The organism is Streptomyces sp. NPDC101132 (assembly GCF_044759225.1).
GTDB lineage: Bacteria > Actinomycetota > Actinomycetes > Streptomycetales > Streptomycetaceae > Streptomyces.
The window spans coordinates 147,074-160,876 of the sequence record NZ_JBIVYX010000009.1 but is presented as its reverse complement, the minus strand read 5'-3'; the positions used below and the strand labels follow the sequence as shown (position 1 = coordinate 160,876).

Annotated in this window: 8 protein-coding genes; 5 read left to right on the top strand and 3 right to left on the bottom strand. The window is 71.7% G+C overall.

The window, feature by feature from the left end; genetic code table 11:
- Positions 1 to 60 precede the first annotated feature (60 nt).
- The 5 genes from ACIQUR_RS21955 (at position 61) to ACIQUR_RS21935 (ending at position 7,906) form a co-directional block, all read left to right on the top strand.
- Complete coding sequence (locus ACIQUR_RS21955; RefSeq protein ID WP_403666646.1) at positions 61 to 2,142, top strand: discoidin domain-containing protein; 2,082 nt, start codon at positions 61 to 63, stop codon at positions 2,140 to 2,142.
- A 76-nt stretch (positions 2,143 to 2,218) separates the two neighbouring features.
- Positions 2,219 to 2,812 (top strand): TetR/AcrR family transcriptional regulator, encoded by a 594-nt coding sequence (locus ACIQUR_RS21950; RefSeq protein WP_403666643.1) that lies wholly within the window; start codon positions 2,219 to 2,221, stop codon positions 2,810 to 2,812.
- 124 nt (positions 2,813 to 2,936) lie between these two features.
- Complete coding sequence (locus tag ACIQUR_RS21945) at positions 2,937 to 3,137, top strand: DUF5988 family protein (protein WP_399947964.1); 201 nt, start codon at positions 2,937 to 2,939, stop codon at positions 3,135 to 3,137.
- A 72-nt stretch (positions 3,138 to 3,209) separates the two neighbouring features.
- Positions 3,210 to 5,222, top strand: coding sequence for a SpoIIE family protein phosphatase (locus ACIQUR_RS21940; protein ID WP_403667215.1), 2,013 nt, complete (start codon positions 3,210 to 3,212; stop codon positions 5,220 to 5,222).
- Positions 5,219 to 7,906 (top strand): SpoIIE family protein phosphatase, encoded by a 2,688-nt coding sequence (locus ACIQUR_RS21935; protein WP_403666640.1) that lies wholly within the window; start codon positions 5,219 to 5,221, stop codon positions 7,904 to 7,906. The genes ACIQUR_RS21940 and ACIQUR_RS21935 overlap by 4 nt, the downstream gene beginning before the upstream one ends.
- Positions 7,907 to 8,044: 138 nt before the next feature.
- On the opposite strand, the gene ACIQUR_RS21930 is transcribed toward ACIQUR_RS21935, so the two are convergent.
- The 3 genes from ACIQUR_RS21930 to ACIQUR_RS21920 all read right to left on the bottom strand — a co-directional run bounded on the left by ACIQUR_RS21930 (position 8,045) and on the right by ACIQUR_RS21920 (position 13,475).
- Positions 8,045 to 9,613 (bottom strand): hypothetical protein, encoded by a 1,569-nt coding sequence (locus tag ACIQUR_RS21930; protein WP_403666637.1) that lies wholly within the window; start codon positions 9,611 to 9,613, stop codon positions 8,045 to 8,047.
- Between the two features lie 166 nt (positions 9,614 to 9,779).
- Positions 9,780 to 9,974 (bottom strand): hypothetical protein, encoded by a 195-nt coding sequence (locus tag ACIQUR_RS21925; RefSeq protein ID WP_403666634.1) that lies wholly within the window; start codon positions 9,972 to 9,974, stop codon positions 9,780 to 9,782.
- A gap of 303 nt (positions 9,975 to 10,277) precedes the next feature.
- Entirely contained in the window at positions 10,278 to 13,475 is a 3,198-nt protein-coding gene (locus ACIQUR_RS21920) for a DNRLRE domain-containing protein (RefSeq protein ID WP_403666631.1), read from the bottom strand.
- Between the last annotated feature and the right edge of the window lie 328 nt (positions 13,476 to 13,803).

The following is a 13,803-nucleotide window of genomic DNA, read 5'->3' as shown; positions in this document are numbered from 1 at the left end:
GATTTATCGGTACATGACAATCGGCCAATCCGGACACCCCACACCCCCTGAGGTCTCGCCATGACCCGAACCCCCTCCGGCGGGCGCCGCCGCCCCCTGGCGGTGCTCTCGCTGCTCCTCGCCGCCATGGCGATGGTGCTGGGCCCCGCGCCCGGCTCCGTCGCCGACCCCGGCTCCGCGGCCGACCCCGGCTGGTGGAACCCGACCGCCCGGCCCGCCCCCGACTCCCAGATCAACGTCTCCGGTGAGCCGTTCAAGGGCACCAACGACAAGGGGGAGATCCGCGGCTTCGTCGACGCGCACGTCCACCTCATGTCGAACGAGGCCTTCGGCGGACGGCTCATCTGCGGCAAGCCCTTCTCGGACGACGGCATCGCCGACGCCCTCAAGGACTGTCCCGAGCACTACCCCGACGGCACCCTCGCGGTGTTCGACTTCATCACCAAGGGCGGCGACGGCAAGCACGACCCCGACGGCTGGCCCACCTTCAAGGACTGGCCGGCCCACGACTCGCTGACCCACGAGCAGACGTACTACGCCTGGGTGGAGCGCGCCTGGCGCGGCGGCCAGCGCGTCCTCGTCAACGACCTGGTCACCAACGGCGTGATCTGCTCGGTCTACTTCTTCAAGGACCGCAGCTGCGACGAGATGACCTCGATCCGGCTCCAGGCCCGCAAGACGTACGACATGCAGGCCTACGTCGACAAGATGTACGGCGGCCCGGGCAAGGGCTGGTTCCGCATCGTCACCGACAGCGCCCAGGCGCGCGAGGTCATCGCGCAGGGCAAGCTCGCCGTCGTGCTCGGCGTGGAGACCTCGGAGCCCTTCGGCTGCAAGCAGATCCTCGACATCGCCCAGTGCGGCAGGGACGACATCGACCGCGGCCTGGACGAGCTGTACCAGCTGGGCGTGCGCAGCATGTTCCTCTGCCACAAGTTCGACAACGCCCTGTGCGGGGTCCGCTTCGACTCCGGTGCCCTCGGCACCGCCATCAACGTGGGCCAGTTCCTGTCCACCGGCACCTTCTGGAAGACCGAGAAGTGCGCCGGCCCCCAGCACGACAACCCGATCGGGCTCGGCGCGGCACCGGCGGCGGAGCAGAAGCTCCCCGAGGGCGTCGCGGTCCCCTCGTACGCGGCGGACGCCCAGTGCAACACCCGGGGACTCACGGAACTCGGCGAGTACGCCGTGCGCGGCATGATGAAGCGCAAGATGATGCTCGAACTCGACCACATGAGCGTCAAGGCCGCGGGCCGCGCCTTCGACATCATGGAGTCCGAGTCGTACCCGGGCGCCATCTCCTCGCACAGCTGGATGGACAGCAGCTGGACCGAGCGCCTCTACAAGCTCGGCGGGTTCGCCGCCCAGTACATGAACGGCGCCGAGGGCTTCAGCGCCGAGGCGAAGGCCAAGGACGCGCTGCGCGACAAATACGGCGTGGGCTACGGCTACGGCACCGACATGAACGGCGTCGGCGGCTGGCCCGGCCCGCGGGGGGCCGGCACCCCGAACCCGGTGAAGTACCCGTTCCGCAGCACCGACGGCGGCTCCGTGATCGACAAGGTGACCACCGGGCAGCGCACCTGGGACCTCAACACCGACGGGGCCTCCCACTACGGCCTGGTCCCCGACTGGATCGAGGACGTCCGGCTCGTCGGCGGCCAGGACGTGGTCGACGACCTCTTCCGCGGGGCCGAGTCCTACCTCACCACCTGGGGCGCGTCGGAGAAGCACAAGGCGGGCGTCAACCTCGCCGCCGGCCGGCCCGCCGCGGCCTCCTCCACCGAGTGGTGGAACCCCTTCGTCAGCTACGCGCCCGGCCGGGCCCTCGACGGCGACACCGGCACCCGGTGGGCCAGCGAGTGGAGCGACGGCCAGTGGTTCCAGGTCGACCTCGGCTCCACCGGCCTGGTCAAGCGGGTGACCCTCGACTGGGAGCGGGCGTACGGCAGGGCGTACCGCATCGAGCTGTCCACCGACGGTTCGCACTGGACCACCGTGTGGTCCACGTCCGACGGTGACGGCGGCCTCGACACGGCGCGCTTCGCGGCCACTCCGGCCCGCTACCTGCGGGTGCAGGGCGTGCAGCGCGGCACGGGCTGGGGCTACTCCCTCTACGAGGTCGGGGCCTACAGCGCCTGATCCCGGTCCGGCACCGGACGGCACGGCACGACACGGCACGACAGCACCGAGAACGGCACGGAAGCAAGGAGCCCAGATGACACGCCTGCCCTCGGCGGAGCGGCGACGCCAGCTGACCGAGGCGGCCATCCGCGCGATGACCCGGGACGGGGTCGCCAGGACCACCACCCGGTCCATCGCCGCCGAGGCGGGCGTGTCGCTGAGCGTCTTCCACTACTGCTTCGACTCCAAGCAGGCCCTGCTGGAAGCCGTCATCCAGACCATCACCGAGCACTCCGTCTCCCGCGTGCGGGAGGCGCTGCGGCCCCGGGCCACCCTCCAGGAGACCGTGCGCGCCGGCTTCCAGGCGTACTGGGACCACGTGGCCGCCCACCCCGGCGAGCACATGCTCACCTACGAGCTCACGCAGTACGCCCTGCGCCAGCCGGGCTTCGAGGAGCTGGCCAGGCGCCAGCACGAGCTGTACCGCGACACCTTCGCCGAGCTGATCGAGCAGCTCCGGGGCGTGATGGGCTTCGAACTCCGGGTGCCCGTGCCCGTACTCGCCCGCTACCTCGCCGCCATGACCGACGGACTGACCCTGAACTACCTGGTCCTCGGCGACGCGGAGGCCGTGGCCGACCTGCTCGACATGATCACCTCGCACATCGCCGGCCTGGTGCGGGTCTGACGGCGCCGGCCGGTGCGAGCGCCCCCGCCGGTGCGAGCCCGCCGCACGGTGTCCCGGCCCCGGACGGCGCCCGTCCGGTCCACCCCGGCATGCGCCGGGCGCCCCGTCCGGGAAGACTGGGAACATGACGAGCAAGGCATGGCTGGAGGGCGGACCGGCGGACCTCTCCCAGCGGGTCGTCCCGGTCACCCCGCCCGGCCAGGAACTGAAGATCCCGCACCGCGGCGGGTACGAGCACTTCAGGATCACGGTGCGCCACGAGGACACCCCGGAGGGCCGCCTGCCGGTGTACGAGTGGTGGGAACGCACCGAGCTCCCCGGATGACGGGCCACTGATTCCATCGGGCGACACCCTCCCGGCGGAGGGAGTGCACGGGTGACAGCCGAATCGGAGCCCATGGGGCTGCTCGACGTACTCGGTGTGGCGGCGGTGGTGCTCGACGCCGACGGCCGCATCGTGTTCTGGAGTCCGCAGGCGGACGAGCTCTTCGGCTACACGGCCGCGGAGGCGCTCGGCCGGTACGCGGCCCAGGTCCTCGTCCACGAACGCCACCTGGACCTGGTCGTCCGGCTCTTCTCCGAGGTCATCAGCAGCGGTGACAGCTGGGCCGGCGCCTTCCCCATACGGCACAAGGACGGCAGCACCCGCCTCGTGGAGTTCCGCAACATGCGGCTCACGGACGGGATGGGCGACGTGTACGCGCTCGGCATCGCCGCCGACCACGCCACCGTCCAGCGCGTCGAGACCGACCTCGCCCTGTCCGAGCGGCTCGTCTCCCAGTCCCCGATCGGCCTGGCCCTCATGGACACCGACCTGCGGTACGTGCTGGTCAACCCGGCGCTGGAACGCATCAACGGCATCCCGGCCGCCCAGCACATCGGCCGCCGGGTCCGCGACACGCTGCCCTTCCTCGACATCGACCGGGTCGAGCGGGCGCTGCGCCACGTGCTGGACACGGGCACGCCGCTGCTCGACCAGGAGGCCGTGGGCGCCCTCCCGGGCGACCCCGGCACCGAGCACGCCTGGTCGGTCTCGTTCTACCGGCTGGAGGGTGCGCAGGGCCGGGTCCTCGGCGTGGCCATCTCGGTGGTCGACGTCACCGAACGCCACCGGGCCTCGCGGGAGGCCGACCGGGCCCGCCGCCGGCTGGCCCTGATCGCGGACGCGTCGGCCAAGGTGGGCACGACGCTGGAGGTCCGCCGCACCGCCGACGAGCTGGCGGAGGTCACGGTCCCCGAGCTGGCCGACATCACGACCGTGGACGTGCTGGACTCCGTGCTGTCCCTGCGCCGCCTCGGCACCGCGGACAGCGGTCCGGAGCTGTTCCGGGCCCTCGCGGTGAAGGCCGCCTATCCCACGGAGGCGCTGCTGGCCCCCGACCGGACGGGCGAGCTCGCCATGTACGGCGCCGACCGCATCGTCACCCGCTGCGTGCACACCGCCCGGCCGGTCCTCGTGCCGCGGGCCGGACCCGAGGACCTCGCCAGGATCGCCCGCAACGCCGAGGCCGCCGAGCTGCTGGAGCGGGCGGGCGTGCACTCGTACCTGGCGGTGCCGCTGATCGCGCGCGGCGAGGTGCTGGGCACGCTCGGCCTGATCCGGGCCCGCAACCCGCTGCCCTTCGACGACGACGACGTGGTGCTGGCCTCCGAGCTGGCCTCGCGGGCCGCCGTCAGCATCGACAACGCCCGCTGGTACCAGAGCGTGCGCAACTCCGCCGTCACCCTCCAGCGCAGCCTGCTGCCCGGCAGCCCGCCGCCCCAGGCCGGCCTGGAGATCGCCTCGCGCTACCGTCCCGCGTACGCCTCCAGCGAGGTGGGCGGCGACTGGTACGACGTGATCCGGCTGGCCGACGACAAGACCGCCCTGGTGGTCGGCGACGTCATGGGCAGCGGCATCGACGCGGCCGCCACCATGGGCCGGCTGCGCACGGCCACCTGCGCCTTCGCCGACCTCGACCTGGAACCCTCGCAGGTCCTGCACCACCTCGACCGGATCACCACGGGCCTGGAGCACTACATCGCCACCTGCCTGTACGCCGTACACGACCCGCACTCCGCGACCTGCCTCATCGCCAACGCCGGGCACCTGCCGCCCGCCCTGGTCCCCGCCGACGGGCCGGCCCGGCTGGTGGCCGTGCCCAGCGGCGCGCCCCTGGGCGTCGGCGGCGTGCCCTTCGAGACCGTCACCGTGCCCTTCTCCCCCGGCGACCTGCTGGTGCTGTACACGGACGGGCTGGTGGAGACCCGCCACGACGCGATCGACGAGCGGATGGACGCCCTCGTCGCCCTGCTGGACGGGGCCCAGCACCGGCCCCTGGAGGAGACCTGCGACCTGCTCCTCGACGCGCTGCGGCAGGCCGACGACCTGGACGACGTGGCCCTGCTGATCGCCCGGAGCCTGCCGTGACGCCCGGGCCGAAGCCGCGCAGCGTCGCCGGGCAGGTCTTCGCCCTCCAGGCGCTGATCGTGGTGCTGCTGGTCGCGGTCGGCGCGCTCGCGCTCGTCCTGCAGGCCAGGTACGACAGCCAGCGCGACGCCCGCAACCGCACGCTCGCGGTGGCCGAGGCCTTCGCGCGGGCCCCCGGAGTGGCCGCCGCCCTCCTCGCGCCCGACCCGACCGCCCTGCTCCAGCCGCGCGCGGAGGCCGTGCGCCGCGCGTCCGGCGTGGACTTCGTCGCCGTGATGGGCGTCGACGGGACCCGCTACACCGACTCCAGACCCGAGCTGATCGGGCAGCGCGCCGCCGACGTCACCCGCGCGGCGGCCGGGGAGTCCTTCACCGAGGTCTTCACCGGCGAGCCGAGCGACGCGGTGCGGGCGGTGGTCCCGGTGCGGAACGAGCGGGGCACGGTGGTCGGGCTGGTCGGCACGGGCATAGAGGTGCGCAACGTGGCGGAGGTGGTGGAGGGCCAGCTGCCGCTGCTGCTGGGCGCCGCCGCGGGCGCCCTGGTCCTGGCCACCGCGGGGGCCGCGCTGGTCAGCCGGCGGCTGCTGCGGCAGACCCGCGGCCTGGGGCCCGTCGAGATGGCCCGGATGAGCGAGCACCACGAGGCGGTGCTGCACGCCGTGCGCGAGGGCGTGCTGATCATCGGCCCGGACCGGCGCCTGCTGCTGGCCAACGACGAGGCGCGGCGACTGCTGGACCTGCCGCCGGACGCCGAGCAGAAGCACGTGGGCGAGCTGGGCCTGGCCCCGGGCACGGTGGAGCTGCTGGAGTCGGGGCGGGCGGCCACGGACGAGGTGCACCTGGCCGGGGACCGGCTGCTGGCGGTGAACGTCCGGCCCACCACGACCCAGGGCCGGGACTCGGGCTCGGTGATGACCCTGCGCGACACGACGGAGCTGGCGGCGCTCACCGGGCGGGCCGAGGTGGCCGGCGGGCGGCTCCAGCTGCTGTACGAGGCGGGTGTGGGGATCGGGACCACGCTGGACGTGGTGCGGACCTCCGAGGAGCTGTCGGAGGTGGCGGTGCCGCGGTTCGCCGAATTCGTCACGGTGGAGCTGCTGGACCCGGTGCTGAACGGGGACGAGCCCTCGGGCTCGTACAGCGAGATGCGCCGCACCGCGCTGCACGGCGTCCGCTCGGACCAGCCGCTGCAGCCCGTGGGCGACCTGATCAGGTTCGTCTCGCCGCGCACGCCGATGGCCCAGGCCCTGGACGGCGGGCACGCGGTGCTGGAGGCGGACCTGAAGGCGGCGCACGGCTGGCGCGAGCACGACCCGGAGGGCGCCGAGGACGCGCTGCAGTACGGCATCACCTCGCTGATCGCGGCCCCGCTCCAGGCCCGGGGCGTGGTGCTGGGGCTGGTGAACTTCTGGCGGACGGACGCGTCCGAGCCCTTCGGCCCGGAGGACCTGTCCTTCGCGGAGGAGCTGGCCGCAAGGGCCGCCGTGTCGATCGACAACGCCCGCCGCTACACGCGGGAGCACACGATGGCGGTGACGCTCCAGCGCAGCCTGCTGCCGCGGGTGCTGCCCGAGCAGAACGCCGTGGACGTGGCCTACCGTTACCTGCCGGCCCAGTCCGGGGTGGGCGGCGACTGGTTCGACGTGATCCCGCTGCCCGGGGCGCGGGTGGCGCTGGTCGTGGGCGACGTGGTGGGGCACGGGCTGCACGCGGCGGCCACCATGGGCCGGCTGCGGACCGCGGTGCACAACTTCTCCACCCTGGACCTGCCGCCCGACGAGCTGCTGGGGCACCTGGACGAGCTGGTCGCCAGGATCGACCAGGACGAGACCCGGGACGGGGTCAGCATCACGGGTGCGACCTGCCTGTACGCGGTCTACGACCCCTCCACCGGGCACTGCGTGATGGCCCGCGCCGGGCACCCGGGTCCGGCGGTGGTCGCCCCGGACGGCGCGGTGGACTTCCCGGAGGTGCCGCCGGGGCTGCCCCTGGGGCTGGGCGGCATGCCGTACGAGTCGGCCGCCATGACGCTGCCCGAGGCCAGCAGCCTGGTGCTGTTCACCGACGGGCTGCTGGAGGACCGCGAGCGGGACCTGGAGAGCGGGCTCGCCCTGCTGCGTGCCTCGCTGGCCCATCCGGGCCGCTCCCCCGAGCAGACCTGTGCGGACGTGCTGCACTCGCTGCTGCCGCAGGAGCCGACCGACGACATCGCGCTGCTGGTGGCGCGGACCCGGCGGCTGGAGGCGGAGCAGGTCGCGGAGTGGTCCGTGCCGTCCGACCCGGCGGCCGTGGGCACGGTGCGGAACGCGGGGGCGCGGCAGCTGGCCGAGTGGGGCCTGGAGGAGATCGCGTTCACCACCGAGCTGATCCTGAGCGAGCTGGTGACCAACGCGATCAGGTACGGCGGCGAGCCGATCCGGGTGCGGCTGCTGCGGGACCGCTCGCTGGTGTGCGAGGTGTCGGACAGCAGCAGCACCTCCCCGCACCTGCGGTACGCGGCCACGACGGACGAGGGCGGGCGGGGCCTGTTCCTGGTGGCGCAGTTCGCGGAGCGCTGGGGTACGCGCTACACGCAGCGCGGGAAGGTGATCTGGGCGGAGCTGCCGCTGACCGGGGCGGCGCAGGGCCCCGGCGCGGCGGGACCGGAACCGGACCTGGACGCCTTCGAGGGTCTGGCCTGGTGAGTGCCCCGGGCGGGCTCACAGGCCGAGGCGGCCGAGGCGGTCCGGTGCCCGGAGGTGGAGCACGCCCGCGCCGAGGTGGTGCTCACCTGTGACGCGGGGCGTGCGGCCGGGGGGACGGCCCGGAGGTGCCGGCGGGGGTCAGGAGGTGTCGCGCACGGCGAGGATGCCGTTGAAGACGCCGACGTAGGCGGTGCCGTCGGGGCCCAGGGTGATGGGGGCCCAGTTGTTGTCGTAGGCGGGGCCGGTGCCGGTCAGCCGCCGCCAGCGGCGCTCACCGGTGCGGAAGTCGACGGCGGTCAGGTACCAGGCGTCGATGCCCCAGACGTTGGGCTCCTTCTCGTAGAAGTAGAGCAGTCCGTTGGCGGTGGAGAGCTTGGGCACGGTGGACGGGGAGCGGACGGCGCTCTGCCAGACGGTGTCGCAGCCGCTGCCGTCGGGGCGGACGTCGATGCGGGTGGCGCCGCCGACGACGCTCTTGCCGAGGAGCAGGCTGGTGGGGTTCTCGTAGCCGTAGTTGTTCTCGACGACGAGGCTGTTGCCCCAGCTGATCAGGGAGTTGTCCGTGGTGGAGGCGCCGGGGCCGAAGACCGGCACCTTGCAGACCAGCCGCCCGCCGGCCGGGACGTCCACGGCGCGCCGGTAGACCAGGACGTTCATCCGGTCGTCGGCGTTGTCGGTGATGGCGACGTAGCCGTCGCCGAAGAGGTCCGGTGTGGTGCCCGAACCCTGGTTCACGGAGCCGGGCTTGGTCCCGGTGCCGCGGTCGTAGGTCTCGCGCCACTGCACCTTCGGGGTGCCGTCGGGGGTGGTGGTGAAGCTGTAGAGGGCGTGGTCGGTGACGATCGAGACGCCGTCCGGGCCCACCGAGAAGGAGTTCTGGATCTCTTCGCCGGCCAGCCGGACGGAGCGGACGGCGGAGGTGGCGGGGTCGACGGTGCCGACCCGGCCCTGGCGGGTGACCCACCAGATGCGGCCGTCCCAGTCGGGCATCACGGAGGTGACCGGGTCACAGGTGCCGCCGGGCCACAGGTTGGTCCAGCTGACGCAGTCGTGCGGGACGACCGGGGTGAGGTCCCAGTCGTCCTCGACGGTGAACTTCCAGCTTCCGTCGGGGTCCTGGGAGTGGCCCAGGCGCAGGATGTGCTGGCGGGAGTCGGCGAGGACGGCCCGGTCCTGGTCGTCCAGGTAGAAGTAGGCGCCTCCCGAGGTGTCCTTGAAGATCTTGGAGAAGTCGAGGCTGGTGACGGCCTCGACGGTGGAGGAACGCTGCGGGAGCCGGTACTCGGCCAGCGTGGCGAGGGTCCCCGGGTCCAGCAGCTTCACCCGGAACCCGGCGAAGGTGCCGCAGACGGTGACCAGGCGGCCGCCCGAGTCGAAGGTGGCGGTGGCGCACTCGCCGCCCAGGGCGGCGATCTTCTCGCTGCGCACCTCCGGGTTCCTGCCGAGGGGCCCGGACCACGGGTAGGTGGCGCTGCCCGCGGCGTCGGCGTGCATGCCACTGCGCCCGTTGGGGGCCAGGTGGGGGTGGCGCGGCGGGCCTTCGCCGGGCAGCGGGGCTGCCGTCGCGGGTGCGCCGTCGTAGTGGCTGACCAGGCGGTGGCCGGGTGCCTTGGGTATCTCCTCGGCCTGGGCCGGGTACAGCCCGGACCCGGCCGTGGCCAGCATCAGGGCCGGGAGCACGGCGCAGTTCAGCGCTCTTCGGAACATCCGGTCGGTTCCTCCTCGCGTGCGTACGGGATCGCGCCGCCGCCCGACGCTAGAACTCGTTGCCTGAGGAATCCATAGGGGCGCCGGATGATTCACGGACCCGCAACAGTTGATCAACAGTGCGTCAACAAGGCGCCCTCATACCGGCGTTGACCGTCACCGCCGGTCAGGGACGGAGGCTCCCGACGACGCCGGCGGTGGCGGTCAGGCCGTCGTGGATGGTGGGCGCGATGCTGCTGCTCGCCAGGTAGAACCCCAGGAGCAGGCAGACCAGCGCGTGCGAGAACTTCAGCCCGCCGCTGCGCAGGAAGATCACCGCGAGGATGAGGAGCAGCAGTACGACGGAGATGGAAACGGCCATCACAACCTCCTACGCCGCACGGCCGGTCCGGCTGCGGCATTCGGGCGCCATGGTGGCGCAGCCGGGCGGCCTGACGGGTGACCGACGTGTCCGCCGCACGGGTGGTTGACCGTCCGTGACGGCACGTCAGCCGGGCGGGGCAGCCGCCCCGTCCGCAGCAGCGCCGCGCACTGCGGCCGACCACGCCCCAGCCCCAGGGAGCACCGTTCCTCCCCGTGATCGGCAACGCCGTACGCCCGGCCGGAAATTCCGCGGCCGGGCGTACGGTGTGGGCGATCGCTCAGGCGATGCCCCTGGGAACGGTCAGCCGATCCCCTTGAAGGTGTTCCAGGCGTCCTCGTCGGCACCGGACGGCCAGTCGTGGGTGGCGGACCCGCCCTTGTAGAGGAGCTGCACCCCGTCCTTGCGCACCACCCAGAAGTCGGGGATCCCGTCGCCGGTGGCGTCAGGAGTCCCATGGATCATCGGGAACTCGACCCGACCCCAGCCGGTTCCGCCGTACGTGTAGTCCTTGGCGTCCAACGCCGCCCCCGCCGTGGCCAGGGAGGCCAAGTCCACGCCGCCGTTCGTGCCGGGCTTGCCCTTGCGCAGGGCAAGCCCTCGGTTCGGGTCGACGTCGTCGCGGAACAGCAGGTCGGGGATCTTGTCGCCGGAGACGTCGCGGACACCGATGATGTCCCGCCTGGTCCAGCCGGTCGCCGACATCAGACGGGCCTCGGCGAAGACGCCGCCGCTGTAGCCGCTGAAGGCCCAGAAGGCGTCGCCGGCGCGGGCGAAGGCGTCGGGCATGCCGTCTCCCGTGACGTCCTCGGTGACCACCAGCTGAGTCAGCGTCGCCGGGTCAGGGGCGCCCGTCGGCAGCAGGATCTCCATCCGCTGGGCCACCTCGAAGCGGCCGTTGCCGTCGCCCGGGTAGACGTACAGCTTGCCGTCGGGCATCCGCGCGACCAGGTCGGTCAGGCCGTCGCCGGGGAACCAGTCAGTGGCATGACTGATCAGTGCGGCCTTGCCGGAGGCATCCTGCCAGTACCCGTCGGCCACCGGCTTGCCGTCGTCGAGGGCACCGGGCAACCAAGCGTCCGTGTCGCCGACCGCGTCACCCGCGTACGTGCGCAGGTTGCCCTTGGCGTCGATGCCGAGGATGTCGGGCAGTCCGTCACCGGTGACGTCGCCGGGCTTGTCCTGGCCGGGCCGCGGGCGCACGTAGAAGAGGTACGTGGTGGGAGCCGAGACGTTGCCGGCCTTGCTGACCGTTCGGACGTACAGGACGTTCGGACCTGCCGTGTCGACCTTCAGTTTGATCGATGCGAGGTCGGCGCTCCAAGGCGAGGTCTTCTGGTCGTACAGCGGGCGGTTCAGGCTCCACTGGTACTCCCGGATGTCCTCGGCCTTGGTGCCGTTGCCGAGGAACTCCACCCACTGGTTGTCGGTGCCGGCCGGCTCCAGGCTCCACTCGGAGCCGTCGGGCCCGGGCTGGGGGAAGTGGACCGAGCGGACGGCCGGGCTGGCGGGCGCCGTGTGGTCCACGGTGAAGGTGCACCAGCCGCCGCCCCCGGAGTCCAGCGGACCGCTGCCCGGGGACATCCAGCCGTCGTAGTCGAAGGCCCGCGCCAGCCAGTAGTAGGTCCGGCCGGAGGCGAATTTGTCCCAGGTGACCCGGTGGGTGACCCTACCGTCGCTGTTGACCGGCAGGTTGACCGTCGGGGTCGGGTGGCTGCCGTCGGAGCCCCAGATCTCGATCTGGATCTCCTTGAGATTGCCGTCCGGGTCGCTGCCCTTGACCTGGAACTCCACATCGGTCTTGCCGATGCTGGTGACCGGGGCCTGGGTGAGGCAGGCGCCACCGGGACTGGTGGTCATGTTCGCCGCGACCGGCACGTCGGGACGGCGGTTGTAGGTGATCTCCAGGTACGGCGCGGTCTCGCCGTTGGCCATGAACTTCTTCCAGTAGTACGGGTCCGACTCACTCGCGGCCCGGAAGCCGAGCGAGACAGCGCCCCACCGGTTGTTGGCGGCCTCCTGGATCAGGTCCTTGACCACCGGCGCCACCCAGTTGTCCGGGCAGGTGCTGTTGTAGCCGTACCCGGCGCTCTCAGAGGCGACCTTCTTGCCCCACCAGCCGGAGGTGTTGTTCCAGGTGTTCGTGGAACTCACCCAGGGAGTGCTGTAGATGTCCATGGCCCTCGACCCACAGGACCATGAATACGTCTGGAGTGCGCGCACACGGGCATCAGAAATTCCGGCACCGTGGAGAGTGCTGCCGAAGTCGAAATTGAAAATCGCTCGGGACGTGCCTCCAGTGGTGGACTCATATCCGACGCGGGCCTCGTTCGTGCCGCCCGCATTGAAGTTCTGGCCGTTCCAGAAACTCGAGTCCCCAGCGGTTTTGTACAGGTGGGCCCAGCCGCTCTTGTGGCCCTTGAAAGACGGGTCGACAAATACCGGGTATTTGGTGTCGGGTGCGTTGAGGAGCTTCTCGTCGGCCTTCAAGGACAAGGTCCCGGAGGTCAGCTTCGCCTTGGCGACGGCCAGATGCGCCCCTTCCGCACCGGCGAGTCCGGCCAGCCCCAGTGAGGGATGCTTTCCCGCCACTGCGCTGGGGGCCAGGGCGGGCTTGCCGTCGGTGGTGGCGACTCGGCCGGAGGAGTCCCACATGAGCGGCGAGGGGGCGCCGGCCACCTCCTTGCCCTTTGCGTCGCGGGCGCTGACCGCCCCCGACTTCGGATCCAGGCGGAATGTCAGACCGGGCCCGGCCAGCCGGTAGTTCAAGCTCTTCAGCAGTGGATCGGCGGAAGCCTTGCGGTCCTTCACCACCAGGAGATGAGAATATCCGCCGTCCTGAGCGGTCATCAGCAGGTCGATTCCGGGGCGAACGTTCTCGTACAGCGCACGCGGGCCGTCGATCACCGGCGCGGGCAGTTCACCCGGCCAGCTGACGACGACCTCGCGTCCGCCCGTGTTCAGGCGGACCAGCTCGGTCCACAGCGGCGCGGCAGGACCAGAGGTCAGGGCACGACGGTTCGCCACGCGGGCGGGCCGGTCCGAAGCGCGGCTTCCGGCGCTGAAGACCAGGCCGCCGTTGACCGCCTTGGGGGCGAATCCGCCCTTCACCGGCCGCAGATCGGTATCAATGGCGCGCCATTGGCCATCGACCTTGGCCCGGACGGGCTGGCTGTGGACGTTGGCCTTGAGCCGTCCGTCGGGCTGCGCCCACACCGTCCGACTCTCGGTGCGATCCGCAACCACCTCGACCGGCTTCCCGGTCTGCTTCGCCAGTCGAAGCGCGTTCCGGGCCGCGACTGGTCCCTGCCCGACCTGCTTCTTCGTCTCCGACTCCGGCTGCCGGCGCTCCGGCGAGGACAGTTGCACGCCAACCGGCACGGCGACGGCGACGGCGAGCAGCGCCGCGAGCGCTCCAACTGCCCTGCGGCGGCGGGTCGCGTCGCGACGACCGGCCGGGTCGCCGGAACTGTCCGGGGTGGCCGGATCTGATGGGCTCACGCCCACAGAATCGCGGGTTGCCATGGTTTTTCGTCTCCCCCCAGGCGCACGAGGGTGCCCCCTTGGTGCTTGGTGTTGGCCATGCGCAGTGGCCTCAGGCGATCGGCCTGGTTCCGGCCTGCCTTCACGCAGAAATGTGCGAGGTGAGCATGGACCATCCGGCCGGGTTCGTCATCTCCCGATCGGTCAACGGACCAGCAGGCAAGCGTCGTTGCATCCCCTATGCCCGAATATGCATCCGGCGCTCCGTGATCATGATCACATAGGGCAACAAGGTGTGGCGTTACGCATTTCACCGCCCCACAATCATCGAGTAATTTGTCAGTTC